36 protein-coding genes are annotated in these 24,257 nt (G+C 39.1%); 13 read left to right on the forward strand and 23 right to left on the reverse strand.

Going from position 1 to position 24,257, the window contains the following annotated elements:
• Window positions 1–2 precede the first annotated feature (2 nt).
• Entirely contained in the window at window positions 3–560 is a 558-nt protein-coding gene (locus HW120_RS02945) for a GDYXXLXY domain-containing protein (protein WP_177730660.1), read from the forward strand.
• Between the two features lie 52 nt (window positions 561–612).
• Here the strand turns inward: HW120_RS02945 and HW120_RS02950 are convergent, their stop codons facing one another.
• From HW120_RS02950 to HW120_RS02970, 5 genes are all read right to left on the reverse strand, one after another.
• The gene (locus HW120_RS02950) at window positions 613–1,395 is read right to left on the reverse strand and encodes an enoyl-CoA hydratase/isomerase family protein (protein ID WP_177730662.1); all 783 of its coding nucleotides are present in this window, start codon (window positions 1,393–1,395) and stop codon (window positions 613–615) included.
• A 13-nt stretch (window positions 1,396–1,408) separates the two neighbouring features.
• A complete protein-coding gene (locus HW120_RS02955; RefSeq protein WP_394353033.1) occupies window positions 1,409–2,884 on the reverse strand; it encodes a sensor histidine kinase in 1,476 nt (491 codons plus the stop codon).
• A complete protein-coding gene (locus HW120_RS02960; protein WP_177730664.1) occupies window positions 2,885–3,442 on the reverse strand; it encodes a CopD family protein in 558 nt (185 codons plus the stop codon).
• A 10-nt stretch (window positions 3,443–3,452) separates the two neighbouring features.
• A complete protein-coding gene (gene hemH / locus HW120_RS02965) occupies window positions 3,453–4,469 on the reverse strand; it encodes a ferrochelatase (protein ID WP_177730667.1) in 1,017 nt (338 codons plus the stop codon).
• A gap of 93 nt (window positions 4,470–4,562) precedes the next feature.
• Window positions 4,563–5,435, reverse strand: a complete 873-nt coding sequence (locus tag HW120_RS02970; protein ID WP_177730669.1) for an AraC family transcriptional regulator — start codon at window positions 5,433–5,435, stop codon at window positions 4,563–4,565.
• Window positions 5,436–5,664: 229 nt separating this feature from the next.
• Here HW120_RS02970 and hemA point away from each other — a divergent pair, with 229 nt between their 5' ends.
• The 12 genes from hemA (at window position 5,665) to HW120_RS03030 (ending at window position 20,637) form a co-directional block, all read left to right on the forward strand.
• The gene (hemA, locus tag HW120_RS02975) at window positions 5,665–6,924 is read left to right on the forward strand and encodes a glutamyl-tRNA reductase (protein WP_177730670.1); all 1,260 of its coding nucleotides are present in this window, start codon (window positions 5,665–5,667) and stop codon (window positions 6,922–6,924) included.
• Window positions 6,917–7,834 (forward strand): hydroxymethylbilane synthase, encoded by a 918-nt coding sequence (gene hemC, locus HW120_RS02980; RefSeq protein WP_177730672.1) that lies wholly within the window; start codon window positions 6,917–6,919, stop codon window positions 7,832–7,834. The genes hemA and hemC overlap by 8 nt, the downstream gene beginning before the upstream one ends.
• Window positions 7,834–8,502: a uroporphyrinogen-III synthase gene (locus HW120_RS02985; protein ID WP_177730674.1), complete on the forward strand. Its 669-nt coding sequence runs from the start codon at window positions 7,834–7,836 to the stop codon at window positions 8,500–8,502. The genes hemC and HW120_RS02985 overlap by 1 nt, the downstream gene beginning before the upstream one ends.
• A gap of 4 nt (window positions 8,503–8,506) precedes the next feature.
• Window positions 8,507–9,022, forward strand: a complete 516-nt coding sequence (locus HW120_RS02990) for a GNAT family N-acetyltransferase (protein ID WP_177730676.1) — start codon at window positions 8,507–8,509, stop codon at window positions 9,020–9,022.
• 55 nt (window positions 9,023–9,077) lie between these two features.
• Window positions 9,078–10,106, forward strand: a complete 1,029-nt coding sequence (hemE, locus tag HW120_RS02995) for a uroporphyrinogen decarboxylase (RefSeq protein ID WP_177730678.1) — start codon at window positions 9,078–9,080, stop codon at window positions 10,104–10,106.
• Between the two features lie 8 nt (window positions 10,107–10,114).
• Complete coding sequence (locus tag HW120_RS03000) at window positions 10,115–10,669, forward strand: DUF3575 domain-containing protein (RefSeq protein ID WP_177730680.1); 555 nt, start codon at window positions 10,115–10,117, stop codon at window positions 10,667–10,669.
• Between the two features lie 14 nt (window positions 10,670–10,683).
• Window positions 10,684–11,589, forward strand: a complete 906-nt coding sequence (gene hemF, locus HW120_RS03005) for an oxygen-dependent coproporphyrinogen oxidase (RefSeq protein ID WP_177730682.1) — start codon at window positions 10,684–10,686, stop codon at window positions 11,587–11,589.
• Window positions 11,590–11,658: 69 nt separating this feature from the next.
• Window positions 11,659–12,708 carry a DUF4421 family protein gene (locus HW120_RS03010; RefSeq protein ID WP_177730685.1) on the forward strand — a complete coding sequence of 350 codons (1,050 nt, stop codon included), beginning with the start codon at window positions 11,659–11,661 and terminating at the stop codon, window positions 12,706–12,708.
• A 326-nt stretch (window positions 12,709–13,034) separates the two neighbouring features.
• Complete coding sequence (locus HW120_RS03015) at window positions 13,035–14,189, forward strand: HlyD family secretion protein (protein WP_177730687.1); 1,155 nt, start codon at window positions 13,035–13,037, stop codon at window positions 14,187–14,189.
• Complete coding sequence (locus HW120_RS03020) at window positions 14,186–16,345, forward strand: peptidase domain-containing ABC transporter (RefSeq protein WP_177730689.1); 2,160 nt, start codon at window positions 14,186–14,188, stop codon at window positions 16,343–16,345. The genes HW120_RS03015 and HW120_RS03020 overlap by 4 nt, the downstream gene beginning before the upstream one ends.
• A gap of 21 nt (window positions 16,346–16,366) precedes the next feature.
• Window positions 16,367–19,546, forward strand: a complete 3,180-nt coding sequence (locus HW120_RS03025) for a lantibiotic dehydratase (RefSeq protein WP_177730691.1) — start codon at window positions 16,367–16,369, stop codon at window positions 19,544–19,546.
• A 2-nt stretch (window positions 19,547–19,548) separates the two neighbouring features.
• Window positions 19,549–20,637, forward strand: coding sequence for a quinone oxidoreductase family protein (locus tag HW120_RS03030; RefSeq protein WP_177730693.1), 1,089 nt, complete (start codon window positions 19,549–19,551; stop codon window positions 20,635–20,637).
• Window positions 20,638–20,979: 342 nt separating this feature from the next.
• On the opposite strand, the gene HW120_RS17830 is transcribed toward HW120_RS03030, so the two are convergent.
• Genes HW120_RS17830 through HW120_RS03115 form a run of 18 tightly spaced genes read right to left on the reverse strand, consistent with a single transcriptional unit; the run spans window position 20,980 to window position 24,247 of the window.
• Complete coding sequence (locus HW120_RS17830) at window positions 20,980–21,126, reverse strand: class I lanthipeptide (protein WP_218618738.1); 147 nt, start codon at window positions 21,124–21,126, stop codon at window positions 20,980–20,982.
• Between the two features lie 25 nt (window positions 21,127–21,151).
• Window positions 21,152–21,310 carry a class I lanthipeptide gene (locus tag HW120_RS03035; RefSeq protein WP_177730695.1) on the reverse strand — a complete coding sequence of 53 codons (159 nt, stop codon included), beginning with the start codon at window positions 21,308–21,310 and terminating at the stop codon, window positions 21,152–21,154.
• 27 nt (window positions 21,311–21,337) lie between these two features.
• Window positions 21,338–21,496, reverse strand: coding sequence for a class I lanthipeptide (locus HW120_RS03040; protein WP_177730695.1), 159 nt, complete (start codon window positions 21,494–21,496; stop codon window positions 21,338–21,340).
• Window positions 21,497–21,524: 28 nt separating this feature from the next.
• Window positions 21,525–21,683, reverse strand: a complete 159-nt coding sequence (locus HW120_RS03045; RefSeq protein ID WP_177730697.1) for a class I lanthipeptide — start codon at window positions 21,681–21,683, stop codon at window positions 21,525–21,527.
• Between the two features lie 25 nt (window positions 21,684–21,708).
• Window positions 21,709–21,867: a class I lanthipeptide gene (locus HW120_RS03050; RefSeq protein ID WP_177730700.1), complete on the reverse strand. Its 159-nt coding sequence runs from the start codon at window positions 21,865–21,867 to the stop codon at window positions 21,709–21,711.
• A 28-nt stretch (window positions 21,868–21,895) separates the two neighbouring features.
• Window positions 21,896–22,054, reverse strand: coding sequence for a class I lanthipeptide (locus tag HW120_RS03055; RefSeq protein ID WP_177730702.1), 159 nt, complete (start codon window positions 22,052–22,054; stop codon window positions 21,896–21,898).
• Window positions 22,055–22,082: 28 nt separating this feature from the next.
• The gene (locus HW120_RS03060) at window positions 22,083–22,241 is read right to left on the reverse strand and encodes a class I lanthipeptide (RefSeq protein ID WP_177730702.1); all 159 of its coding nucleotides are present in this window, start codon (window positions 22,239–22,241) and stop codon (window positions 22,083–22,085) included.
• A gap of 27 nt (window positions 22,242–22,268) precedes the next feature.
• Window positions 22,269–22,427, reverse strand: a complete 159-nt coding sequence (locus HW120_RS03065; RefSeq protein ID WP_177730704.1) for a class I lanthipeptide — start codon at window positions 22,425–22,427, stop codon at window positions 22,269–22,271.
• Window positions 22,428–22,454: 27 nt separating this feature from the next.
• A complete protein-coding gene (locus tag HW120_RS03070; protein WP_177730697.1) occupies window positions 22,455–22,613 on the reverse strand; it encodes a class I lanthipeptide in 159 nt (52 codons plus the stop codon).
• Window positions 22,614–22,641: 28 nt separating this feature from the next.
• Window positions 22,642–22,800 (reverse strand): class I lanthipeptide, encoded by a 159-nt coding sequence (locus tag HW120_RS03075; RefSeq protein WP_177730706.1) that lies wholly within the window; start codon window positions 22,798–22,800, stop codon window positions 22,642–22,644.
• 28 nt (window positions 22,801–22,828) lie between these two features.
• Complete coding sequence (locus tag HW120_RS03080) at window positions 22,829–22,984, reverse strand: class I lanthipeptide (RefSeq protein ID WP_177730708.1); 156 nt, start codon at window positions 22,982–22,984, stop codon at window positions 22,829–22,831.
• 26 nt (window positions 22,985–23,010) lie between these two features.
• Window positions 23,011–23,169: a class I lanthipeptide gene (locus HW120_RS03085; RefSeq protein ID WP_177730706.1), complete on the reverse strand. Its 159-nt coding sequence runs from the start codon at window positions 23,167–23,169 to the stop codon at window positions 23,011–23,013.
• Window positions 23,170–23,196: 27 nt separating this feature from the next.
• Complete coding sequence (locus HW120_RS03090; RefSeq protein WP_177730710.1) at window positions 23,197–23,352, reverse strand: class I lanthipeptide; 156 nt, start codon at window positions 23,350–23,352, stop codon at window positions 23,197–23,199.
• Window positions 23,353–23,378: 26 nt separating this feature from the next.
• Window positions 23,379–23,537, reverse strand: coding sequence for a class I lanthipeptide (locus tag HW120_RS03095; protein WP_177730697.1), 159 nt, complete (start codon window positions 23,535–23,537; stop codon window positions 23,379–23,381).
• Window positions 23,538–23,554: 17 nt separating this feature from the next.
• Window positions 23,555–23,710: a class IIb bacteriocin, lactobin A/cerein 7B family gene (locus HW120_RS03100; RefSeq protein WP_177730712.1), complete on the reverse strand. Its 156-nt coding sequence runs from the start codon at window positions 23,708–23,710 to the stop codon at window positions 23,555–23,557.
• 27 nt (window positions 23,711–23,737) lie between these two features.
• Window positions 23,738–23,896 (reverse strand): class I lanthipeptide, encoded by a 159-nt coding sequence (locus tag HW120_RS03105; protein ID WP_177730714.1) that lies wholly within the window; start codon window positions 23,894–23,896, stop codon window positions 23,738–23,740.
• A gap of 17 nt (window positions 23,897–23,913) precedes the next feature.
• Complete coding sequence (locus tag HW120_RS03110) at window positions 23,914–24,069, reverse strand: class IIb bacteriocin, lactobin A/cerein 7B family (protein WP_177730716.1); 156 nt, start codon at window positions 24,067–24,069, stop codon at window positions 23,914–23,916.
• Between the two features lie 25 nt (window positions 24,070–24,094).
• The gene (locus tag HW120_RS03115; protein WP_177730718.1) at window positions 24,095–24,247 is read right to left on the reverse strand and encodes a class I lanthipeptide; all 153 of its coding nucleotides are present in this window, start codon (window positions 24,245–24,247) and stop codon (window positions 24,095–24,097) included.
• Between the last annotated feature and the right edge of the window lie 10 nt (window positions 24,248–24,257).

Here is a 24,257-nt window from a genome sequence, read left to right on the forward strand (position 1 = left end):
TTATGAAAACCAAACATTTATTACTGCTTTTTGGTCTGGTGGCTTTGGTACAAATCATTGTCCCGGCGTCTATGATTTTTAAGAATCAGGAAATCCTTAAAAACGGAACGGTCTACAAATTCAAAACGGCTCCCGTTGACCCTAACAATCCTTTTGTTGGCAAGTATATTTCCCTGAATTACAACCTGAATTCATTTCCTTCGACGGACAGCATCTGGGAAGGTTCCGATAAAATATACCTGTATCTGACCCGGGATCAAAAGGGATTTGCGGCCATTAAAAGCGTTTCCAAAGTAAAACGGAACGATACCAAAGACGACTTTGTGGTTGCCAAAGTGAACTATGCCTTTGGAGGAAAGGTTTATTTTAATTTACCGTTCAACACCTATTATATGGAAGAAGGCAAGGCCTATGATGCGGAAGTCGCTTACCGGGAACAGCAAAACGACACGATTACCTATCCCACGTATGCACTGGTACATATAAAAGACGGCCAGGCGGTTTTATCGGATGTGATCATTAAAGATATTCCGATAAAAGATTATGTCTCTAAAAAATAAAAAAAGTCCTTATCGATTTGGATAAGGACTTTTGCTTTCTGGTATTTCCTTTTTATTTTCCCGGAAATACGGCTTTTCTTTTTTCAAGAAATGCTGTTGTTCCTTCTTTAAAATCTTCTGTTCCGAAACATTCTCCGAAAGAACGGATCTCTGTATGATACCCGTTTACGCCTTCTTCATAATTGGCATTAACAGACTGGATCGCTTTTCCGATAGCAACACTCGAATTTTTGGTGATCTTACCGGCAATTCCTTTTACAAAATCCAGTAATTCTTCCTGCGTTACCACATGGTTTACCAATCCGTAGTTTAATGCTGTTTGTGCATCAATCATTCCGGCGGTCATGATCATTTCCATCGCACGTCCTTTTCCGATTAATTGCGGCAAACGCTGTGTTCCGCCATAACCCGGAATTACTCCTAAGGAAACTTCCGGCAATCCCATTTTGGCATTCTCTGAAGCTACTCTGAAATGTGCGGCCATAGCCAGTTCCAATCCGCCGCCTAAAGCAAATCCGTTAACGGCTGCAATAACCGGAGTCTCTAAATTCTGAACAAAATCGAAAAGCATTTCCTGTCCCTGTGCTGCCAGTCTTCCTCCTTCTTTAATTGAAAAGTTTGCAAACTCTGAAATATCCGCTCCGGCTACAAATGCTTTTTCCCCGCTTCCTGTAATGATAATCACTTTTACCGATTTGTCGTCGTTTTCTGTTCTGAAAGCTTTGTGCAGCTCTTCAATTGTAGCTTTGTTAAGGGCATTCAGTTTGGTAGGACGGTTAATGGTAATAACCGCTATCCCATTTTCTTTTTCAATTAAAATGTTTTCGTAGTTCATGATGTTGTAATGTTTATGTGTTGATTATAGGCAGCGTCACCAAAAATGTTGTTCCATTTCCTTTCTCGCTCTGAAACGTAATGGTGCCGTGATAATTTTCTACAATATTTTTAATGATTCCCAATCCCAATCCCATACCGCTGGTTTTGGTGGTAAATTTCGGTTCGAAAATACGATTTTTATTTTCCATACTGATCCCCACCCCATTGTCTTTAACAATAATTTTAGCATTGTTGTTTTCCCTGTAAACTTTTACTTCAATTTTAGGTTCCGGCTCATTTTCCGGTATTGCCTGAATGGCATTTTTAACCAGGTTGGTGATGATCCGGATCAGTTGTGTCCGGTCTATTTTTGTGATGATCTCCGCTTCATCCGCTTCAAAATAGATATAGTATTCATTAAAGATTTCCAAAGCCAGCTGTACGATCGCAACCAGGTTTATCGTTTCGTTTTGCTGTGCCGGCATTGATGCAAAATTGGAAAAAGCAGAGGCTACCGAACTCATCGTATCAATCTGCTGAATCAGGGTCTTGGAATAATCTTCTACTTTTTGTTTTACATTCGGGTCGTTCGGGTCAAATTTTCGCTGAAAGCTCTGTACGGTCAAACGCATCGGCGTTAGCGGATTTTTGATTTCATGCGCCACCTGTTTTGCCATTTCCCGCCAGGCCTGTTCTCTTTCGCTTTGCGCCAACTTCTCGGCACTTTCTTCCAGTTTGTCCACCATTCCGTTATAGGCGATAATCAGGGAATTGATCTCTTTGCTGCTGGATGCTTCCAGCGGAATCTTCTCGTTCTTTTTATTAAAGCGGGTATCGTAGATTCGTTCACTGATGGCCTGTAGTGATTTGGTAATATAACTGGACAGGAAATAAGCCAGCATGATAGACGTGAGCAACATAAAAAAATAGACCTGCCCGAAACGGATCAGGAAGTTTTTTACTTCATTTTCATAAAAGCTGGTTTCTTCGGCATACGGAAGATTCAAGATCCCGAGCGGCTTGAATTTGGTGTCTTTTAAATAGCTATAGGACGAGCGGTAGCGCTGTCCGTCTATCTGGCGCAAGTCGACAAATCGTTTGCTTGCAGACGACTGTATAATTTTTAAGATAATCGGCGAAATGGGTCTTGCCAGGCTGTCAATTGAAAAATTCCCTTTGGAAGAAATCAGCAGGTTTCCTTTCAAATCATGGATATTGATTTCCAGCGCATGAATATTGGCCAATTCCTGGATCTTGTCTTTAAAGATAAGCGGTAAATTTTCCGTGGTTAGCGGATAGGTCGTGGTAGAAAGAATATAATTGATGTGCTGCGTAATGGCATCTTCTTTTCGTTCCAGACGGTCCTGATGGTAAATACGGGCTTCTTTACGGAACTGGTAAATGGAAACCGTAGCGATCAAAACAGACGCAATCAGCGTAAGGAAAATCATGGAGAAAAAAATCCTGACCTGTAACGATAATTGGGTTATTTTAAAATCTTTAAACATCTATGACTGGTTTCTTTCCCGGATTCGTTTGTAAAGCCTGTAGCCTAACATTAGCAGAATCGAAAATAAGAAAATTCCGATTACGCCGTAAATCCAATTCAGGGCATCTTTTAAAATTACTAAAAAAACCACTGCAAAAAGTATAATCGTGGCTCCTTCGTTCCATATTCTGAAAAAAGCGGAGGTGTGCCGGATTTCATTTCGCTGTAATTGCTTAAAAATCTGATGGCATTTTAAATGATACAGGTAAAGCAGGAAAACGAATCCCAGTTTTACATGCATCCAGGGCATTTTGAGCCATGCATTGCCCAGGGTGGTAAAAAACAGCATCCAGAAGGCAAAGATACTGGCTAAAATTGCCGACGGCCAGGTAATGATATACCACAACCGGTAGGACATCAGCTGGTATTGCTTGATCAGAATTTCTTTTTCCGGCGAAGGTTTGTCTTTTGCTTCCGCATGATAAACAAACAGGCGGACAATATAAAAAAGCCCTGCAAACCATGTTATAACAAAGATGAGATGCAGGGATTTTATATAATTATAATATTCTTCCATTTAGAAGGTATTAGTTTTTAGACCAGTCTTTAATCCAGTTACTCATCGTTTCAATCCAGTTATCATCGTCATTCAAACACGGGATGGCTAAGAAGTTTTCCCCGCCGTGTTCTTTAAACTGGTGGTTGGCTTCCATGGCGATTTCTTCCAATGTTTCCAGACAGTCGGAAACGAATGCCGGCGTAACTACTGCCAGGTTTTTTATGCCTTTTTCCGGCATTTTGTTGATTTCAACATCGGTATATGGCTCCAGCCATTTGTCCCCTGCAAGACGGGACTGAAATGTCTGGCTGTATTTTTCTTTCGGCAGGTTTAAAAGTTCCACTACCTGACGCGTGGTTTCATAACACTGGTGCCGGTAACAGAATTCATGTGCCGGTGATGGTGTATTGCAGCAGGATCCGTCTATTTTACAGTGTGATTTGGTTACATCTGTTTTACGGACATGGCGCTCCGGAATACCGTGATAGGAGAATAACAAATGATCGTATTCAAATCCTTCCAGATGTTTCTTTATCGAATCGGCCAAGTTCTGGATATAGTCTTTTTTATTGTAAAATGCCGGAACTATGGTAAACGTCATTTGTGGGAAATGTTTCTGACGCAGTTCTTCCGCCAGGACCAGAATTGTAGTGGTCGAAGCCATGGCATGCTGCGGATAAAGCGGGAACAGCATGACTTCCGTAACCCCTTTGTCTGCCAACTCCTGTAATCCTTTCAGGATCGACGGATTGCCGTATCGCATTGCCAAAGCAACCGGAACAGCTACTTTATCCTGTACTTTTTTATGGGCTCTTTTGGAAATTACCACTAAAGGAGATCCTTCTTCCCACCATATTTTTTTATAGGCTTCGGCAGAACGCTCCGGGCGTTTTCTTAAGATAATCCCTCTCACCAGTAAGGCTCTTAATAAAAAAGGGACATCAATAACATATTTATCCATTAAGAACTCATCCAAATATGGCTTTACATCTTTTGGTTCAGGACTTTCGGGCGAACCTAAGTTTACTAACAATACTCCTTTCATAAATTTTTTTCGCAAATTTATTTACTTGCTTTTTGTTTCCAGGTTGATATTAATTTCTTTTTTGAATACTTCAATAGCTAAAATAGATACTCTTTAAGAGTTTATATTAATAGACATCAGATATTTTTTTGGTGTGGTACCGAATTTCTTTTTAAAAGCAGCAATAAAATGGCTTGCTGTGCTGTAGCCGATTTTCAGACCTACTTCATTTACATTATAGGAACCGCTGTCCAGCAGTTTCCGGGCATATTCCATTTTATAGTCGAACAGAAAACTGTATACCGAATCGCCATAAATCTGCTTGAATCCCATTTTCAGCTTTTTCAGGTTTAATCCCACCTGATCGGCCAATTCCTGCAATCCGGGCGGTTCTGCCATATTAGCAAGTACGATATCTTTTGCTTTCCGGATTTTCAAGACATTTTCTTCGTCTATTAAAAACGGGCATTGTTCGGCATCCGGGTCTTCACTACGGTTAAAAAACAAGCTTAACAGTTCATATCCTTTTCCTTTATAATACAGGTTTTTAATGGAAGCGTTTAAGTTGTAATTGAAAACCTGATTCAATACGATAGCCATCGAAGGGCTGATATTTTCTTCCTTATAATATTTTTTATCCCTGTTTTCATCACTCAGAAACGGGATATATTCTGCTTCGGAAGAAAACAAGGCATGAAATTTTTTAATGGAAATCAGCACCGAAACCACCCAGGAATGGGGTTCAATCGTTAAATGTAACGGCAGTTCTTTTTGGGGATTGTACAACAGTAAGGATTTTTCTTCTACCAGATCCAGCGCATAGTTTCCCTGATTAAACAAAAACTTTGCTTTTCCTTTCAATCCAAAATGAAACTGAATAAGCCCCATACCTACATGACGTTCGAATTTAACGACGTCATTCGTATCATTCTGAAAACGAATTAAAAAAAAATCTTCTTCAATTTTTATTTCTTCTTGAGAACCCATAGCGGTATTTTTTCGTAAGTATCTTCAAAGCCTTTTATTTTGTTTATTTAGAATAATTCCAAATAAATAAATTGTAAGGTGTTGATTTCAGTGCAAATTTAAAAGAATTTATGTTGACAAACATATTTTAGTTTAAAATATCTTGGAGCGATACAAAAAGTCCTTTGAGCGTTATTTTTATAGTATAGATAGTAATACTTTTGTTTAACTTTAGATTAAAGTGTAAAGAATGGGAAATAATACGATATCGAAGCATCCAACATTTTATGCAGTTGGATTGAGTTACAAGAAAGCGGATGCCGAGATAAGAGGAAAGTTTAGCCTTGACACTCAGGCAAAAAATGACTTATTGATACAAGCAAAAAACGAAGGTCTGGAAACCTTAATCGTTACTTCTACCTGTAACAGAACTGAAATTTACGGTTTTGCCCAGCATCCTTTCCAATTAATAAAGTTACTTTGTGAAAACAGTCAGGGTACTATTGAAGATTTTCAAAAAGTAGCTTATGTTTACAAAAACAGCGAGGCGATCAACCACATGTTTCGCGTGGGAACCGGATTGGACAGCCAGATTTTAGGTGATTTCGAAATTATCAGTCAGATTAAAAATTCTTTTATTGATTCCAAAGCACAGAACCTAGTTAATAATTTTTTAGAGCGTTTGGTAAATGCCGTTATTCAGGCCAGCAAGCGTATTAAAAACGAAACCGAGATCAGTTCCGGTGCTACTTCCGTTTCTTTTGCAGCGGTACAATATATTATGAACAATGTTCCCGAGATCAGCAACAAGAATATCTTATTGTTCGGAACCGGGAAAATAGGCCGCAACACTTGCGAGAATTTAGTAAAGCACACTAAAAACGATCACATTACGCTGATTAACCGGACCAAAGATAAAGCAGAGAGAATTGCCGGCAAGTTTAACCTGATTGTAAAGGATTATGCCGATTTGCAGCTTGAAATTCAAAAAGCCGATGTTTTGGTCGTTGCCACAGGTGCTCAGAATCCAACCATTGACAAAGCAATCCTGAATCTTAAAAAGCCTTTGCTGATTTTAGATTTGTCTATTCCTAAAAATGTAAATGAAAATGTAAAAGAGCTGGAAGGTATCAGTCTGGTTCACATGGATCATCTTTCGCAAATGACGGATGAAACACTGGAAAACAGAAAAAAACACATCCCGGCTGCCGAAGCGATCATTGAAGAGATCAAAGAAGAATACATCAGCTGGACAAAAGCCCGGAAATTTGCACCAACTATTCATGCGTTAAAAGAAAAACTCAACACGATTAAAGAAAGTGAACTGAATTTTCAACGTAAAAAAATAAACAATTTTGATGAAGAGCAGGCTGAGATCATCAGTACCCGCATCATTCAAAAAATAACTACTCATTTTGCCAATCACCTGAAAGACAACAATACCATGGTTGATGAAAGTATCGAGTGGATTGAGAAAATTTTTCAGATAGAAACTGCAAAAGATGAATAAAACAATACGCATTGGAACGCGTGACAGCGAACTCGCTTTATGGCAGGCTCACACCGTTGAAAAAAGACTAAACGATTTAGGATATACAACCGCAATCATCGCAGTAAAATCGACCGGCGATATTATTCTTGACAAACCTTTATATGAATTGGGCATTACCGGTATTTTCACCAAAACACTGGACATTGCCATGATTAAAGGGGAAGTGGACATTGCCGTTCACTCCATGAAAGACGTGCCGACAGCTTTGCCTCAGGGCATTGTACAGGCAGCCGTTTTAGAAAGAGCAAACACTTTAGATATATTGGTACACAAAGGAAATCAGGATTTCCTTAACGGTACCGGAACCATTGCAACCGGAAGCCTTCGCCGAAAAGCGCAATGGCTACACAAATACCCGTCACACGAAGTTGTCGATTTACGCGGCAACGTGAACACCCGGATGCAAAAACTCCAGGACAACAATTGGAACGGAGCTGTTTTTGCCGCTGCCGGACTGGAACGCATCAATTTAAAACCCGAAACCTATATCGATTTAGACTGGATGGTTCCTGCACCTGCACAGGGCGCCATGGTGGTTGTGGCGATGGAAAATGATACTTTCTGCCAAGAAGCCGTAGCCAAATTAAATCATAGCGAAACAGAAATCTGTACCCATATTGAACGCCAGTTTCTACGGGAACTGGAAGGCGGCTGTACCGCACCTATCGGCGCATTGGCAACGATAGCCAACGATATCATTTCTTTTGAAGGGGTTTTATTTTCCCTTGACGGAAAAGAGAAACGGGACATTAAAACGACTGTTCCTGTAAAAGAATACCACGATCTTGGGAAAAACAGTGCTCAGGAAATACTTAACAATGGCGGTAACGAATTAATGGCTGCCATTAAAAAAACATTACAGCAATAATGCCGGATACGACACGTATACTTTCCACCAAAAAACTACTTCCCAATCAGAAGCAATTTTTACTGAATGCCGGTTTCACGGTTGTGGAATCCGATTTCATCAAAACAGAAACCATTGCTTTTGATCTGAACCAGCTTCAGGAATACCTGATTTTCACCAGTCAGAATGCTGTTCACAGTGTGTTACAACACCCTAAAGTAGCTGAGCTAAAACAGAAAGATGTTTTTTGCGTTGGTTTGAAAACCAAAGCATTATTGGAAGAAAACGGTTTTAAAGTAATTGCCTATACCGGATATGCTTCCGATCTGGCGGAGATCATTACCCTGGTTTATCCCAAAGGCAGTTATTCCTTTTTTAGCGGCAACCTGCGTAAAGACACTTTACCGGATGCCTTAAAAGAAGCCAATATTCCGCTAAAAGAAGTTAATGTTTACAATACAATACTGACTCCTAATAAAGTAAACAGTAAAGCAGACGGAATCCTTTTTTTCAGTCCGTCCGGTGTGGAAAGCTATTTAAAGGACCATACCATTACTGCCGAAACCTGCTTTTGCATTGGTACCACTACTGCAGAAGCACTTGATACTATTACCAAAAACATTGTCATTGCCAATCAGCCCACAATTGAAAACACCATAATTCAATGTATTAATCATTATAAGCAATAACGCCATGGACTATCTGTTAGAAAATCTGGAAACGGAACGCTTGCTTTTTCGGAAACTGAATCCTTCCGATTTTGATACCTGGCTGGCTTTTTACAAAGATCCGGAAAGCAGCGAGCTTTGGAACGCCGCTTTATCACCGGAAGAAGCCTGCAAACAGTGGTTTGAAGAACAGTTTTCCCGCTATGACAATAAATCGGGCGGTATGCATGTTTTAACCGATAAGAAAACCAAGGCATTTGTAGGACAATGTGGTTTATTGGTTCTCGATTATAATAATAGTACAGAGATTGCGCTGGCTTTTTCCTTATTGCCCAAATTTCAGCATAAAGGATATGCCGAAGAAGCCGCACTAAAATGTAAGGAATATGCTTTCAAAACCCTTAAAGCCGGTTCCCTGATTGCGTTAATAAGTCCTTCCGACATGCTTTCCGAACAAGTGGCTACCGCTATTGGCATGGAATGGGAAGACACCAATATTTACAACGACAAAATTGTCAATATATTCAGATTAAAAAAATAAAACGGAATTTTGCTTTTCGCACCGCAAAAGCAAGTCCGCAAAATAACGTAGCAATATGATAAAGAACGATTTATTTTTAAGAGCCTTAAAAGGAGAAACTGTAGAAAGACCACCGGTATGGATGATGCGTCAGGCCGGGAGATATTTACCGGAATTCAGAGCTTTACGGGACAAATATGATTTTTTCACCCGTTGTAAAACTCCGGAATTAGCTGCTGAAATAACCGTTCAACCCATTCGTATTGTAAAACCGGATGCTGCCATTTTATTTTCCGATATTCTGGTTATTCCGCAAGCTATGGGAATTGATGTGGAACTAAAAGATAATTTAGGTCCTATCCTTCCGAATCCTATTCGTACCGCTGCCGATGTGGAAAAAGTATTCATCCCGAATATCCAGGAAAGCTTAGGTTATGTAATGGACGCCATTACGTTAACCAAAGAAATGCTGAATGACGAAGTACCGCTTATTGGTTTTGCCGGTTCACCATGGACTATTTTCTGCTATGCTGTGGAAGGAAAAGGCTCTAAGAGCTTTGATACTGCTAAAGGATTCTGTTTTTCACAGCCGGAAGCCGCTCACGCCCTATTGCAGAAAATTACCGATACTACTATTGCTTATTTAATTGAAAAAGTAAAAACCGGTGTAAATGCCGTTCAGGTTTTTGACAGCTGGGGCGGAATGTTATCTCCGGCAGATTATCAGGAATTTTCATGGCGCTATATCAACCAGATTGTAGAAGCCCTGGCACCGCATACGGAAGTGATTGTTTTTGGAAAAGGTTGCTGGTTTGCCCTGAATGAAATGTCAAAAAGTAAGGCTTCCGCCCTGGGAGTAGACTGGACCTGTTCTCCGAAAAATGCCCGTTATTTAACGGGTGGCAACATTACGTTACAAGGAAACTTTGATCCTTCCCGTTTGTTATCGCCTATTCCAACGATCAAAAAGATGGTACACGAAATGATCGATGAGTTTGGAAAAGACAAATATATTGTAAATTTAGGGCATGGAATTTTACCGAATATTCCTGTCGATCATGCCAAAGCATTTATCGAAGCCGTAAAAGAATATAACCAAAAATAAAACCCTCCATGGGCATTAAAACCAGACTCTGTTTCGTATTCCTGTTTGTAAGCTTCTTTGCTTACAGTCAAACAAGCATCAAAGGAAATGTAGTGACCGCCTTTGCGGCCATTCCTAATTTTGGTATCGAAACAAAAATAGGTCCGAAAATGACCTTTCAGTTTGATGTTACGGCATCGTTCTGGAAATCGGTTAAGGGTGGCCCTATGGAATTTGTACTGGTTTTTCCGGAAGTCCGTTATTATACCAAAGCGATCAATGACGGTTTTTTTGTGGGTGCCCACATTGGCGGCAGTATGTATAAAATCCAGAAATGGGAGTACTGGCATACCGATTATTACCAGGAAGGTCTTGGTGTAATGTTCGGGGCGACCGTTGGTTACCAGTACAAATTAAGCGACCGTTTTAACCTGGAGCTATTTCTGGGCGGCGGTTCTCATTTAGGTTTTTACAAAGGCTATACCATGACAACACATGAGCGCCTTGACGGTGCCGAAAAATACAATAAAAGCGGAGAATTAATTCCTTATAGAGGCGGTTTGATGCTCGTCTATAAGCTCTAATTCCTATACACAAAATGAAAGAGAAATTTTACACCTACATACAAAATCTTCAGGATACCATAACCGCAGCTCTTGAAAAAGCCGACGGGAAAGCCGTTTTTCACCAGGATATCTGGGAACGCCCGGAAGGCGGCGGCGGAAGAACACGCGTAATCGAGAATGGAAATGTATTTGAAAAAGGTGGTGTTAATATTTCTGCCGTTCATGGTCCGTTACCACAAGCAATGCAGGCTTACTTTAATGTAGGCGATGTTGATTTTTTTGCCTGCGGATTAAGTCTGGTTATCCATCCTAAGAATCCTATGGTTCCGACAGTGCATGCGAACTGGCGCTACTTTGAAATGTATGATAAAGACGGAAACGTTATCAACCAATGGTTTGGTGGCGGACAGGACTTGACGCCTTATTATTTGTTTGAAGAAGATGCGATCCATTTTCACCAGACCTGTAAAACGGCCTGCGACAAACACAATCCTGAGTTCTACCCAAAATACAAACAACAGTGTGACACCTATTTCTGGAACGCACACCGAAATGAAGCCAGAGGTATCGGCGGTCTTTTCTTTGACCATTGCAAAGCAACCGAATCCATGTCTATGGAAAACTGGTACGATTTTGTAACCGAAGTAGGTAATAGTTTTATATCGGCCTATGTGCCTATAGTGGAAAAGCGAAAAGACCTGGAATATACTGCCGAAAACAGAACCTGGCAGGAAATACGCCGTGGCCGTTATGTAGAATTTAATCTGGTTCACGACAAAGGCACCTTATTCGGATTGAAAACCAACGGCAGAATCGAAAGTATTTTAATGAGTTTGCCGCCGCATGTGCAATGGGTTTACGACCATCATCCGGAAGAAGGAAGTGAAGAAGCCAGGTTACTGACTGTTTTGGAAAAACCTGTTGACTGGCTAAATTAGTTTTTCGTAACTTGCAGCGCTTTAGTAATTAATGCCATTTTTCACTATAAAAAACTCAGTCCCCGACCGATGAGTCCGAAAAAGTTTTTTTTCATCGGAATTTTAATACTGCTATCAACTTTTGCTTTTTCCCAAAACGATTCTATCTATCAGGAAGTTAAGCAAAAATATGATACAACTTATCGCGTTGATTACTCTAATAAAATGATTTGCAGGCTGAATATCGACTCCGATATCAGCAATATCTATATTCGTAAAGTAAAAGAAAAATCGGAGAATAAATTTATTCCGAACGAGATTTTCAAACTCCGTTTTTCATTTGATTATAAGTTTTTAGGGATTACCGTGTCGTTTTCGCCCAGTTTTTTCCCCGGCAATAATGACAATTCCATTAAAGGCAATACGCTGATCCTGGACCTGGGCTTTAAGTTTTTCTATTCCGACCGGTTGCGGCAGGAAATCATTTATAAGAATGTACAGGGTTACTACCTCGTTTCCCCTGATAATGACGAGCTGATCGAGGCTTACCCCCGAATGAAGGTCAACACCTATGGCGGCAAGACGTTCTTTATTGTCAACCGTAACTTTTCGTACCGCGCTTATGAATCCCAAACGGAACGGCAGATGAAAAGCGTGGGAACTTTTATTCCGAGTTTATACTATGCCTACAATACGTTAGAAACCAATGCCGAAAATACGACCAAACTGTTTATTGATAAAATCTACTCTTATGATCTTATCATTCAGGCCGGTTATATGTACAATGTGGTTTTGGATAAAAAATGGTTTGCAACAGCAGGATTTCATCCCGGTTTGGGATATAACTATTCCAACAATTTTTATTTAAACAACCAAAACAACCAGGAACTGGAACAAAAGTCGCGGGGACTTAATTTTAATATCGATGCCAATCTTGCCCTTGGCTTTAACAACAGTAATTTCTTTTCCGGCATTAAAGCCAATTACAGAAATTTCAATTATATAAATGACTTAAATACCGAGTTCATTAATACCCGTATTGGCTTTGATTTTTTTATCGGTTACCGCTTTAAAGAATCCAAACCCATCAAAAAAGTCTTCGAAAAAATCGAAGAACAATTGAACAAACTTCCCATTTAATTTTTCAAAAGACCACTTTTCTGCGCTAAAATCTTTCTTTTTTAGCCGCTTCCTCTATGGCAGAATTTTCATTTTTCACGTCATTTCAGGCTATTTTCTGTGCAATGCCTGCTCCCGCCTTTTTCAAAAGCATTTAAAACACAAACGCTTCATTTACAATATATTAAACCCTTAAAAACCACTCATTTTTTATAAAATTCGGGTTACTTAAGTTGTACACGTTATACATTCTTCGTTGTTTTGAATCAAAACCCACACGATTATGTATACTGAATTTTTTAAGCGAAAAGGTCAGTTAAGTCAAACTCTTAAAACTTAATATCGCCATGAACGACCAAAACATTTTTCCAGAAGATATTCTAAAGAGTACTGTAGAATATCACATTGCAAAACACAGTAAAAAAACGAATGTTATTTTTTGGGCTATTTTCATTTCCCTGTTCGGATTGATCATTGCGCTGCCTTTTATTTATGTTGATTTGTATACAACCAGCAGAGGCCAGATTATCCCGCAGGAGAAAAAAGCATCTCTTTATGCTCCGGCAAATGGAAAAGTTCTTTTTTCCAGCCTTGAAGAAAACCGAAAAATAAATGCCGGTGACACCCTTCTTATCATCGATCATAAGATCATCCAGGAGAAAGGCCGTTTGAATAATGTTCAGACAAACGAGTACCAGGATTATATTACCGATTTAAAAAACCTGCTGAAAAGAAATTACGGTTCGCTAAAAACAGAGCAATATAAAAAGGAGTATTTAAAACACGAGCAGGAGCTTTTTAATATTGACGTGGTGATCAAAACCTCTCAGGCCGAATTTGACCGTGCCGACCGTCTTTACAACAAGCAAATCATCGCCAAAGCAGAATATGAAAAAACGCTTTTGGAACTGAATAAACTAAAAAACGACAGAGTCAACATCATCAAGCAGGCCGAATTGGGCTGGCAAAAACAGCTAACGGATTACAACCAGTCGGTTAACAATATTAACTCCAATTCCAACCAGCTTCGTGAAGAAGAGAAAACCTATGTTTTGATTGCTCCCATCAGCGGTGAGCTGTTAAATGTACAGGGAATCAACAAAGGAAGTATTGTTTCTCCGGGAACTGTTATTGCTGAAATTTCTCCCGATAAGGATATTGTTGTGGAAACGTATGTATCGCCTTCCGATATCGGATTTATAAAAGAGGGAGAACATGTAAAATACCAGATTGATGCCTATAACTCGAACCAATGGGGTTTTGCAACCGGAAAGATCATTGATGTCGGAAAAGATGTTGTTTTCATTGGCGACACTCCGGTTTACAAAATCAGAAGCTCGATCGCAAAGAAAAGCCTTTACCTGAGAAACGGTTCGGAAGGCAGATTGAAAAAAGGAATGACACTAACAAGTCGCTTTTTCTTAACAAAGAGAAGTATGTTCCAGTTATTATTTGACGAAATAGAAGATTGGTTAAACCCTTATAACAGTATCAAAAAATGAGTAAAATAGCAATAAAACAACATGACTTCAGTGATTGCGGTGCCACTTGCCTGGCTTCAATTGCCGAACATTACAATCTGAGTTTACCAATCTCCAGAATAAGACAATATGCCAGTACCAGTCAAAAAGGAACTACTCTTCTGGGATTGCGTGAAGCGGCCATTAAATTAGGGTTTCTGGCAAAAGGCGTAAAAGCTTCCTTTGAGAGCATTAAAGATATTCCGCTTCCTGCCATTGCGCACGTGATTGTAAAGCATGAAGAGCATGAATTCCCGCACTATGTGGTTATCTATAAAGTAACGGATAAATACATCCAGGTGATGGATCCTGCTTCCGGGAAAATTGAGAAAAAATCATACGAAGAGTTCAAACAAATCTCAACAGAGTATTTTCTGATCTTGATTCCGGATGAAGATATCTTCAAAGAAAGAAATGAGAAGATTTCGAACATGAAAAGAATCATGTTCCTGTTAAAACCGCACAAATACATCCTGATCCAGGCCTTTATAGGTGCCGTGATCTATACGCTGCTCGGTTTCTCCATGTCGATTTATGTTGAAAAGATCACCGACTTTGTATTGGTTAGCGGTAACAAGAGCCTGTTAAACCTGATGAGTGTTATTGTATTGGGCTGTCTGGTTTTACAGTTTGCCTTTGGTGCCTTAAAAGATTTCTTCCTGCTCAAAACAAGTCAGCAAATCGATTCCCGGTTAATCCTGGGGTATTACAAGCATTTGTTTACCATGCCGCAAAAGTTCTTTGATACGATGCGAATCGGGGAAATTATGTCCAGAATCGGCGATGCGGTAAAAATCCGATTATTGATCAATGAAACGGCTTTAAGTATTTCGGTAAATATCCTGATCGTGATCTTTTCGTTCATTTTCATGTATACCTATTACTGGAAGCTGGCGTTGATTGTTTCTTTAATTATTCCGGTATATATCATTATCTATTTTATTGTCAACAACCTGAATAAAAAAGTGGAACGCCAGGTAATGGAAAAAAATGCGATGCTTGAATCGCAGTTGGTAGAATCCATTAAAAACATCGGAACCGTTAAACGTTTATCTCTTGAAGATTTCTCGAAAAACAAAACCGAATTACGCTTCATTGATTTATTGAAAAGTATCTATGCTTCCGGGATCAACAACATTTTCTCCAGGGTTTCTACCGAATTCGTTTCCCGAATATTTACGGTAATCCTGCTTTGGGCCGGTACACATTATGCTATTGACGGGCAGATCACTCCGGGGGAATTGTTCTCCTTCTATTCGGTAATCGGTTATTTTACCGGTCCGGCTTCCCAGCTGATCGGAACCAACGTTGCCATTCAGAATGCAATGATTGCCGCCGACCGTTTGTTTGGCATCATGGATCTGGATACGGAGAAAACCGATGCAAATGTAAACCTGAACAAAAACAATTTTGGTGATATCGAATTTAAGAATGTTGATTTCTCTTACGAAATTGGAAGAAACACCTTCAAAGAATTGAACCTTAAGATTCCGAAAGGGAAGTTCACGGCGATTGTAGGAGAAAGCGGAAGCGGTAAAAGTACCATTGCCTCGTTGATCCAGAGTATTTATTATCCTACAGACGGTAAGATATCTGTTGGTAATTATGACTTAAAATATATCACCAAAGACAGTATAAACAAGCTGATCACTACTGTTCCGCAAAATGTAGAGTTGTTTGACGGTTCTATTATTTCCAACATTGCCATTGGAGAGCAAAATCCGGATATGGAACGCATCATTGATGTGAGTAAAAAAGTTGGTGCTTACGATTTTATTGAGTCTTTACCGAATGGTTTTGACACCTATTTAGGCGAATTCGGAGCGAATTTATCCGGTGGGGAACGCCAGCGAATTGCGTTTGCCAGAGCCTTATACAAAGATCCGGAAGTAATCATTTTAGACGAGGCTACTTCGGCTTTAGACTCTGAGTCCGAGCTGGTAATCAAAAAATTAATTGATGATCTTTCCCGTGAAGGAAAAACAATTATTGTCATTGCACATAAGTTACATTCCATAAAAAATGCCGATATTATCATGGCGTTTAAAAAAGGTGAACTTATCGAAAATGGTACTCATGAAGAATTATTAAATCAGAAAGGCTACTACTACAAGATGTGGCAAAACAATCAAAACTAAAAACCCGAAAACTATTATATTATGAAAAATTACTCATTTGCCAATAAAGCAATCGTTAGAACGCCGTTAGAGCCTAAAAAAGATGATATAACATGGGAAGAAATCCAGGAGATCTTTAAAGATAAAAAGAATCGCGAAGCTTTGTTTATCGGTTCACCGAATATCTACAAGGCACTGGAATTATGGGAAAAAGGAGAAGCATTCCAAACGGAGGATGAGCTTAAAAGCTTAAAAGGATCGCTGTATAAATATACGTCCAGAATGTCAAACAGATGTACGCCTTTCGGTTTATTCGCCAGCGTATCGGCTATTGACATGGGACCGGAAACAGTCATTAATTTTGACGAAGCCTCCATCAGCCGTTATACAAAATACGATATGTATTTCCTGGGTAGTTTTATGCCGATTATCACGAAAGAAAATGCCATCAGAGAAGTTTTAAAATACTTCCCGAATAACTCCATCTATACGGTTTTTGACAAATACCGTTTTGTGGAATACTATTTCAAAAAGAATGCCCGTCTTCATAAAATATCGGAAGTTGTGGCCAATGAATATTTAGAGCTTTTACTGGAAAAAGCTAAAAATGGTGCCACTATTGCCGAAATGGCACAGCACCTGATTTCTGACGAGATCAACGAAAAGGATGCCAAAGACTTTATCAATACAATTATTGACAGCCAGTTTTTAGTAAGCGAATTGGAATTCACGTTAACCGGTCAGGATTATTTTGAAAAACTGATCGCTAAATTCAACGAAGACCGTTTTGCGTTCCACGAAGCCCAGGTTATCAAAGAGCTTATCCTGAACCTGAAAGAAAAGATCAGTAGCCTGGATGCGGATGTTTTTAACGATCCTTCCAAATATCAGGAAATTTATACCCTGCTAAATCAGGAGCTGGACGAAGTGGATGAAACCAAGCTTTTCCAGGTGGACAGTTACCGAAACCTGCCCAATGCAACTTTGAGCAACAAAACCCTTAAAAAGCTAAGAAGCAGTGTTACTGCCTTAAACAAACTACAGCCATTAAGTGAAAAAAGCAACCTGAAAGAATTTAAACGCAAATTCTCGGAGCGTTATGAAGAATATGAGCAGCCGTTAATTAAAGTTCTGGATCCGGATGTAGGAATCGGATACGGGAAACAATCCGGGGCCAAAACACCTTTAGTGGATGAATTGAATATCGTTCCGAATTATTCGAACCAGCGCCAGGTGGTTTTAAGTCCGGAAAGAGCCTTTTTATTTAAAAAGCTGATCCAGGCAACACAAACCAATGCCACCAGTATCGCGCTAACGGATGAGGAAATCAATCAGTTTGACGAAAAAGAAAAACTATACTCGGACAGCTTCTCTGTATTTTTCAATATTTTCCATGAAAATGCAGAAGAAAAAATTGCCTTATCCTATGTGTCCGGTCCGTCTGCAAACGGCCTTATCGGGCGATTCGGTCATTTGAACAACCAGATCATGGATCTTTGCAATGAAATTTCCGAAAGAGAAAAAGCCTTGCATGCGGATAAAATCATCGCGGAAATCATCCATTTACCACAGGCCAGAACCGGAAACATCCTGTACAGAGGCTTCCAGAGAGATTATGAAATTCCTTATTTAGGCGGTTCTTCCCTGGATATGGGCCATCAGATTTTAGTGGATGATTTATATATTTCGGTAAAAAACAACAGAATCATTCTTCGCTCTAAAAGATTGGGGAAAGAAATCATTCCGAGATTAGGAAATGCGCACAATTACAGTGCAAATGCTTTACCGATTTACCATTTTTTATGTGATCTTCAAAACCAGGAAACTTCCGGAATGGGCTTTTCATGGGGCGAATTGCAAAACGATTTCGAGTTCCTGCCGAGATTAACATATAACGATACGGTATTGTCGAGAGCAACCTGGAATATCTCTGAAAAAGACATTAAAGCCATTACCGGTGCAAAAGAGGAAAATGCGATTGCAACGGTTAAAGCTTTCCAGGCAGAAAGAAATATCCCGGATATCATTTCTTTTGTTCAGGGCGATAACGAGGTTGTTGTGAACTTCACCAACGATTTGAGCTGTAAAGTATTTTATTTAATGCTGAAAGGTGAAAAATTCATCCAGTTAAAAGAGTTCTTGTTTAAAGAAGATACCGTTACTCAAAACTACTGTAATGAGTTTATTGTTTCGGCCTACCGAAATGCTGAAGAAAAGAAAACCAACAACAACAAGCATACCGAAGTTGTGGCCTCATATAAAGAAAAAGCCTTGAGCGATGGTACTAAAGATTCGCTTTCTGACGCTGTAATCCCTTCTTTCTCCATTGGTGAAGAATGGTTGTATTACAAATTTTATTGCGGTGAAAGAGCCGGTGAAGAATTGTTAAACAGAGCAATAAACCCTATTGTTGCCGAACTGGAAGAGAAGAACCTGATTCAGAAATGGTTTTTCATCCGCTATCACGATGCTTTAGGACATCACCTGCGTTTCAGGGTTTTATTACATGACAAGCAGCATTTTACAGAATGTATCAACATCATTAAAACACATATCAAACCGTTTGAAGACAGTAACATCATCTGGAAAACACAAACCGATACTTATCTGAGAGAATTACAACGCTACGGACAGCTTGCCATTCAGGAAACGGAAAGTCTTTTCCATTTCGACAGTGAATGCTCCATGCGTTTTTCCGATATGATCGAAGGCGATTCCGGCGAAAAAATCCGTTGGAAATTCTGTTTGCTATCGATGCACTTCCTGCTGGAAGATTTGGGCTTCAGCTTAAAAGACAGGGTGGAAATGTTAAAAGTGGCCAAGACCAGTTTTGGTAACGAGTTTAACCGTTCCGGATCCGGAGAGCTGAATAAGCAGATCAATGAAATGTTTGCCAAAAACGAACGGGACATTGAGCTTTTTATGGATGAGTCGCTAACCGATGAGATGTTTGCGCCTATCTGGGATATTTTAAAAGACCGTTCGGAGAAAAATCAGGCTGTCGCACAACATTTACAGGCGCTTGCACAACAGCAGAAGCTGCCAACTTCCTTTGGTGCCGTTGCCCTGAGTTATTTACACATGATCTGTAACCGCGTGTTTATCGCCAAACAACGTGTACACGAAATGGTGGTTTACGATTACCTATACCGCTATTACAGCAAACAATTGCATACCTCATCCTCAAAAAATAAAGATAACCAACAAGTTGAAACCGTATAACTATGAGAGCTTTAGCAGTATTAAGTCCTTCTTTATATGAAAAAACAGATGCCCGGAAAAGGCATCTGTTTTCTATTGACAGTCATCAGATCCCTCTTGGCTTTGTTACCGCCAGCATGCCGGAATTTGATGAAAACGCCGATAATTTTGCCAATTATGTATTTGTCAGAAAGATTAGTTTCTCGCTGAATTACCGTGATTTGGGTATTATTGAAAATGCGTGGCGAAAAATAAAAGAAGCCGATCGGGAAACCTATTATCCTATTGGTTCCGATTTCTGCGGTATCGTGGAAAAAGTCGGCAAAAACGTGACCACATTATCCAAGGGCGATAAAGTTATCGGGAACAACTTTTATCCTTTCCTGGAAAACAATTCGATGCCGGGTATTCCTTCCAATCATTCCAGCAGGGAATTTGAGATCTATCATTCCGGAAAGCTGATGAAAATCCCGGACGGTATTCCTGCAGAACAGGCCGGAAGCATGAGCATTGGTGTACAAACCGCAATGTCCATGATTCGAAAAGCGAATATAAAAGAGGGCGAGAATGTTTTGGTTACTTCCATTACTTCCAATACTTCTTTTTTCTTTTTAAGCCTTTTAAGAGAAAAGAAATGTAATGTTTACGGCCTGTCCTATTCCGGAAAAAATACGGACGCTGTTAAAAACCATTTTCCTTTTGTAAAAGAGATCTTTAATTTTAAAGAAAACCAGCTGTCGGATAATCTGTATTTTGATGTTGTACTGGATGCTTTTTCCGATACTTATTTAGTGCCGCTTACGTCACATCTGAATGTAAATGCCCGTTACCTGACCTGCGGCGTATACAACCAGTCTTCCGAAAAAATAAAAGCCGTTGAAAAGATCAATCTTACGTTGTTAATTGCCGATTTAATGACCCGAAACGTACAGCTTATCGGAAACTGCCTGGGAAGCGGAGAAGACCTTAAAAACGGCGTAAATGGTTTTACAGACAATACTTTAGTTATTGACCAGACATTTACCAAAGAAGAATCCATCCAGGATTTTTTAGACAAAACATACAATGTAGAGGGCGATAAATTTGGGAAAGTCGCTTTTATGTATACTTAAAAAAACCACTCTAAAATATCCACAGCTCCATTAGTTAATGCTAATGGAGTTTTTTTATGCCTTAACCGGCCAATATACCCTCCCTGTTTTCTTTATTGCCAAACGGTTACGCCGATTATTGTTATACACTATAGCTTTATGCTTTCCCCCGGCCTTGTTTGTCCGTACAGGAAAAGCAGCATAGCCCCATGCTGTGTCATACCTGGTATTGCTCCCGGCCAGATGCTACCATTGTTATAAAGCATTTTGTCCTGAATCATTTGGTATCCGGATATCGTAATAACAAAAAAGACTATCTAATAATTAGATAGTCTTTTTTGTTATTACAGGCTGTGTATAACCTTAAACCATATTATATACTACTATTAGGGTAATGCTTAAACATACCGCCGTAGTTCCACCATTTACTTCATATAACTGTCCATCATTTAGTTCGACTAACGAACTCTTAGCAAAGGATAACGTTCCGTTTGTGTTTATTTTTTTCATGGTTATAATGATTTATGGCTGTTAATTAGATTTTGTCAATTAGCATAGCGATTGTTAAGCCTACGATCACTCCGGTACAGAAAGGTGTACTTCCTCCGTTTACGTCGTTTAACTGATTGTCGTTTAATTCTACTAAAGAATGTTTAGCGAAAGCTAATTTGCTGTTTGCGTTTACTGTTTTCATAATTTTTGTTTTAATTGGTTGGTTTGATTAGATTTTGTCGATTAGCATAGCGATTGTCAAGCCTACGATTACTCCGGTACAAAAAGGCGTGCTTCCTCCGTTTACATCGTTTAACTGATTGTCGTTTAATTCTACTAAAGAATGTTTAGCGAAAGCTAACTTGCTGTTTGCGTTTACTGTTTTCATGTGTTTTTTAGTTTTAAAGGTTGGTCGATTAGATTTGGTCGATTAGCATAGCGATCGTTAAGCCTACGATTACTCCGGTACAAAAAGGCGTGCTTCCTCCGTTTACATCGTTTAACTGGTTGTCGTTTAATTCTACTAAAGAATGTTTAGCGAAAGCTAATTTGCTGTTTGCGTTTACTGTTTTCATAATTTTTTTTTATTGGTTGGTTTGATTAGATTTTGTCAATTAGCATAGCGATTGTTAAGCCTACGATCACTCCGGTACAAAAAGGTGTGCTTCCTCCGTTTACATCGTTTAACTGATTGTCGTTTAATTCTACTAATGAATGTTTAGCGAAGGCTAATTTGCTGTTGGTATTTACTGTTTTCATGTGTTTTTTAGTTTTAAAGGTTGTTTGATTAGATTTGGTCGATTAGCATCGCGATTGTCAAGCCTACGATTACTCCGGTACAAAAAGGCGTGCTTCCTCCGTTTACATCGTTTAACTGGTTGTCGTTTAGTTCTACTAAGGAATGTTTAGCGAAAGCTAATTTGCTGTTGGTGTTTACTGTTTTCATGTGTTTTTTAGTTTTAAAAGTTGTTTGATTAGATTTGGTCGATTAGCATAGCGATCGTTAAGCCTACGATTACTCCGGTACAAAAAGGTGTGCTTCCTCCGTTTACGTCGTTTAACTGGTTGTCGTTTAGTTCTACTAATGAATGTTTAGCGAAAGCTAATTTGCTGTTGGTATTTACTGTTTTCATAATTTTCGTTTTAATTGGTTAGTTTGATTAGATTTGGTCGATTAGCATAGCGATTGTCAAGCCTACGATTACTCCGGTACAAAAAGGCGTACTTCCTCCGTTTACATCGTTTAACTGATTGTCATTTAGTTCTACTAATGAGTTTTTAGCGAAAGCTAGTTTGCTGTTTGCGTTTACTGTTTTCATAATTTTTGTTTTTATTGGTTGGTTTGATTAGATCTGGTCGATTAGCATAGCGATCGTTAAGCCTACAATTACTCCGGTACAAAAAGGCGTGCTTCCTCCGTTTACATCGTTTAACTGGTTGTCGTTTAATTCTACTAAAGAATGTTTAGCGAAAGCTAACTTGCTGTTTGCGTTTACTGTTTTCATGTGTTTTTTAGTTTTAAAGGTTGTTAGATTAGATTTGGTCGATTAGCATAGCAATCGTTAAGCCTACGATTACTCCGGTACAAAAAGGCGTGCTTCCTCCGTTTACATCGTTTAACTGGTTGTCGTTTAATTCTACTAATGAGTTTTTAGCGAAAGCTAATTTGCTGTTGGTATTTACTGTTTTCATGTGTTTTTTAGTTTTAAAGGTTGTTTGATTAGATTTTGTCGATTAGCATAGCGATTGTTAAGCCTACGATTACTCCGGTACAAAAAGGTGTGCTTCCTCCGTTTACGTCGTTTAACTGATTGTCGTTTAATTCCACTAAGGAGTTTTTAGCAAAGGCTAACTTGTTTACGTTTGGTGTTTTCATGTTTTTTAGTTTTAAAGGTTGTTTGATTAGATTTGGTCGATTAGCATCGCGATTGTCAAGCCTACGATCACTCCGGTACAAAAAGGCGTACTTCCTCCGTTTACGTCGTTTAACTGATTATCGTTTAATTCTACTAAGGAGTTTTTAGCGAAAGCTAATTTGCTGTTGGTGTTTACTGTTTTCATAATTTTCGTTTTTATTGGTTAGTTTGATTAGATTTGGTCGATTAGCATGGCGATCGTTAAGCCTACGATTACTCCGGTACAGAAAGGTGTACTTCCTCCGTTTACATCGTTTAACTGATTATCGTTTAATTCTACTAAGGAGTTTTTAGCAAAGGCTAACTTGTTTACGTTTGGTGTTTTCATGTTTTTTAGTTTTAAAGGTTGTTTGATTAGATTTGGTCAATTAGCATAGCGATCGTTAAGCCTACGATTACTCCGGTACAAAAAGGTGTGCTTCCTCCGTTTACGTCGTTTAACTGGTTGTCGTTTAGTTCTACTAAAGAATGTTTAGCGAAAGCTAATTTGCTGTTTGCGTTTACTGTTTTCATCTGTTTTAGTTTTAAGATTAATGTGCGTCACTTGGAATTAATACTGTAACAATAATGATCGATACAATGATTACCGGAGTTCCTCCTCCGTTTACGTCGTTTAACTGGTTGTCATTTAGTTCCACTAAGGAGTTTTTAGCAAAGGCTAACTTGTTTGCGTTTTGTGTTTTCATAATTTTCGTTTTAATTGGTTGGTTTGATTAGATTTGGTCGATTAGCATAGCGATTGTCAAGCCTACGATCACTCCGGTACAAAAAGGTGTACTTCCTCCGTTTACGTCGTTTAACTGGTTGTCGTTTAGTTCTACTAATGAATGTTTAGCGAAAGCTAACCTGCTGTTGGTGTTTACTGTTTTCATCTGTTTTAGTTTTAAGATTAATGTGCGTCACTTGGAATTAATACTGTAACAATAATGATCGATACAATGATTACCGGAGTTCCTCCTCCGTTTACGTCGTTTAACTGGTTGTCATTTAGTTCCACTAAGGAGTTTTTAGCAAAGGCTAATTTGTTTACATTTTGTGTTTTCATGTTTTTTAGTTTTATGGTTAATTAATTAAGAAGCTAAATAGGTTACTACGGCTACGGAAACGGCTATTGATAGGGCAACTACGGATCCTCCGTTGACATCCTGTAACTGATCGTCGTTTAATTCTACTAAGGAGTTTTTAGCGAAAGCTAACCTGCTGTTGGTGTTTACTGTTTTCATCTGTGTTTCG

The organism is Flavobacterium inviolabile, from assembly GCF_013389455.1.
Lineage (GTDB): Bacteria > Bacteroidota > Bacteroidia > Flavobacteriales > Flavobacteriaceae > Flavobacterium > Flavobacterium inviolabile.

Bases quoted from the DNA above. Each gene is read 5' to 3' on its own strand.
- hemE (WP_177730678.1), top strand. From the start codon at position 9,078: ATGATAAAGAACGATTTATTTTTAAGAGCCTTAAAAGGAGAAACTGTA.
- HW120_RS03070 (WP_177730697.1), bottom strand. From the start codon at position 22,613: ATGAAAACAGTAAACGCAAACAGCAAGTTAGCTTTCGCTAAACATTCT.
- HW120_RS03085 (WP_177730706.1), bottom strand. From the start codon at position 23,169: ATGAAAACAGTAAACACCAACAGCAAATTAGCTTTCGCTAAAAACTCC.
- HW120_RS03080 (WP_177730708.1), bottom strand. From the start codon at position 22,984: ATGAAAACACCAAACGTAAACAAGTTAGCCTTTGCTAAAAACTCCTTA.
- HW120_RS03050 (WP_177730700.1), bottom strand. From the start codon at position 21,867: ATGAAAACAGTAAATACCAACAGCAAATTAGCCTTCGCTAAACATTCA.
- HW120_RS03010 (WP_177730685.1), top strand. From the start codon at position 11,659: ATGAGTCCGAAAAAGTTTTTTTTCATCGGAATTTTAATACTGCTATCA.
- HW120_RS03100 (WP_177730712.1), bottom strand. From the start codon at position 23,710: ATGAAAACACAAAACGCAAACAAGTTAGCCTTTGCTAAAAACTCCTTA.
- hemF (WP_177730682.1), top strand. From the start codon at position 10,684: ATGAAAGAGAAATTTTACACCTACATACAAAATCTTCAGGATACCATA.
- hemA (WP_177730670.1), top strand. From the start codon at position 5,665: ATGGGAAATAATACGATATCGAAGCATCCAACATTTTATGCAGTTGGA.
- HW120_RS03065 (WP_177730704.1), bottom strand. From the start codon at position 22,427: ATGAAAACAGTAAACGCAAACAGCAAACTAGCTTTCGCTAAAAACTCA.
- HW120_RS02955 (WP_394353033.1), bottom strand. From the start codon at position 2,884: ATGTTTAAAGATTTTAAAATAACCCAATTATCGTTACAGGTCAGGATT.
- HW120_RS02985 (WP_177730674.1), top strand. From the start codon at position 7,834: ATGCCGGATACGACACGTATACTTTCCACCAAAAAACTACTTCCCAAT.
- HW120_RS03115 (WP_177730718.1), bottom strand. From the start codon at position 24,247: ATGAAAACAGTAAACACCAACAGCAGGTTAGCTTTCGCTAAAAACTCC.
- HW120_RS03030 (WP_177730693.1), top strand. From the start codon at position 19,549: ATGAGAGCTTTAGCAGTATTAAGTCCTTCTTTATATGAAAAAACAGAT.
- HW120_RS02945 (WP_177730660.1), top strand. From the start codon at position 3: ATGAAAACCAAACATTTATTACTGCTTTTTGGTCTGGTGGCTTTGGTA.
- HW120_RS17830 (WP_218618738.1), bottom strand. From the start codon at position 21,126: ATGAAAAAAATAAACACAAACGGAACGTTATCCTTTGCTAAGAGTTCG.
- HW120_RS03015 (WP_177730687.1), top strand. From the start codon at position 13,035: ATGAACGACCAAAACATTTTTCCAGAAGATATTCTAAAGAGTACTGTA.
- HW120_RS03020 (WP_177730689.1), top strand. From the start codon at position 14,186: ATGAGTAAAATAGCAATAAAACAACATGACTTCAGTGATTGCGGTGCC.
- HW120_RS03075 (WP_177730706.1), bottom strand. From the start codon at position 22,800: ATGAAAACAGTAAATACCAACAGCAAATTAGCTTTCGCTAAAAACTCA.
- HW120_RS02950 (WP_177730662.1), bottom strand. From the start codon at position 1,395: ATGAACTACGAAAACATTTTAATTGAAAAAGAAAATGGGATAGCGGTT.
- HW120_RS02990 (WP_177730676.1), top strand. From the start codon at position 8,507: ATGGACTATCTGTTAGAAAATCTGGAAACGGAACGCTTGCTTTTTCGG.
- HW120_RS03090 (WP_177730710.1), bottom strand. From the start codon at position 23,352: ATGAAAACACCAAACGTAAACAAGTTAGCCTTTGCTAAAAACTCCTTA.
- HW120_RS03000 (WP_177730680.1), top strand. From the start codon at position 10,115: ATGGGCATTAAAACCAGACTCTGTTTCGTATTCCTGTTTGTAAGCTTC.
- HW120_RS02960 (WP_177730664.1), bottom strand. From the start codon at position 3,442: ATGGAAGAATATTATAATTATATAAAATCCCTGCATCTCATCTTTGTT.
- HW120_RS03110 (WP_177730716.1), bottom strand. From the start codon at position 24,069: ATGAAAACACAAAATGTAAACAAATTAGCCTTTGCTAAAAACTCCTTA.
- HW120_RS03045 (WP_177730697.1), bottom strand. From the start codon at position 21,683: ATGAAAACAGTAAACGCAAACAGCAAATTAGCTTTCGCTAAACATTCT.
- HW120_RS03095 (WP_177730697.1), bottom strand. From the start codon at position 23,537: ATGAAAACAGTAAACGCAAACAGCAAATTAGCTTTCGCTAAACATTCT.
- HW120_RS03035 (WP_177730695.1), bottom strand. From the start codon at position 21,310: ATGAAAACAGTAAACGCAAACAGCAAATTAGCTTTCGCTAAACATTCT.
- hemC (WP_177730672.1), top strand. From the start codon at position 6,917: ATGAATAAAACAATACGCATTGGAACGCGTGACAGCGAACTCGCTTTA.
- HW120_RS03040 (WP_177730695.1), bottom strand. From the start codon at position 21,496: ATGAAAACAGTAAACGCAAACAGCAAGTTAGCTTTCGCTAAACATTCT.
- HW120_RS03060 (WP_177730702.1), bottom strand. From the start codon at position 22,241: ATGAAAACAGTAAATACCAACAGCAAATTAGCTTTCGCTAAACATTCA.
- hemH (WP_177730667.1), bottom strand. From the start codon at position 4,469: ATGAAAGGAGTATTGTTAGTAAACTTAGGTTCGCCCGAAAGTCCTGAA.
- HW120_RS03105 (WP_177730714.1), bottom strand. From the start codon at position 23,896: ATGAAAACAGTAAACACCAACAGCAGGTTAGCTTTCGCTAAACATTCA.
- HW120_RS02970 (WP_177730669.1), bottom strand. From the start codon at position 5,435: ATGGGTTCTCAAGAAGAAATAAAAATTGAAGAAGATTTTTTTTTAATT.
- HW120_RS03025 (WP_177730691.1), top strand. From the start codon at position 16,367: ATGAAAAATTACTCATTTGCCAATAAAGCAATCGTTAGAACGCCGTTA.
- HW120_RS03055 (WP_177730702.1), bottom strand. From the start codon at position 22,054: ATGAAAACAGTAAACACCAACAGCAAATTAGCTTTCGCTAAACATTCC.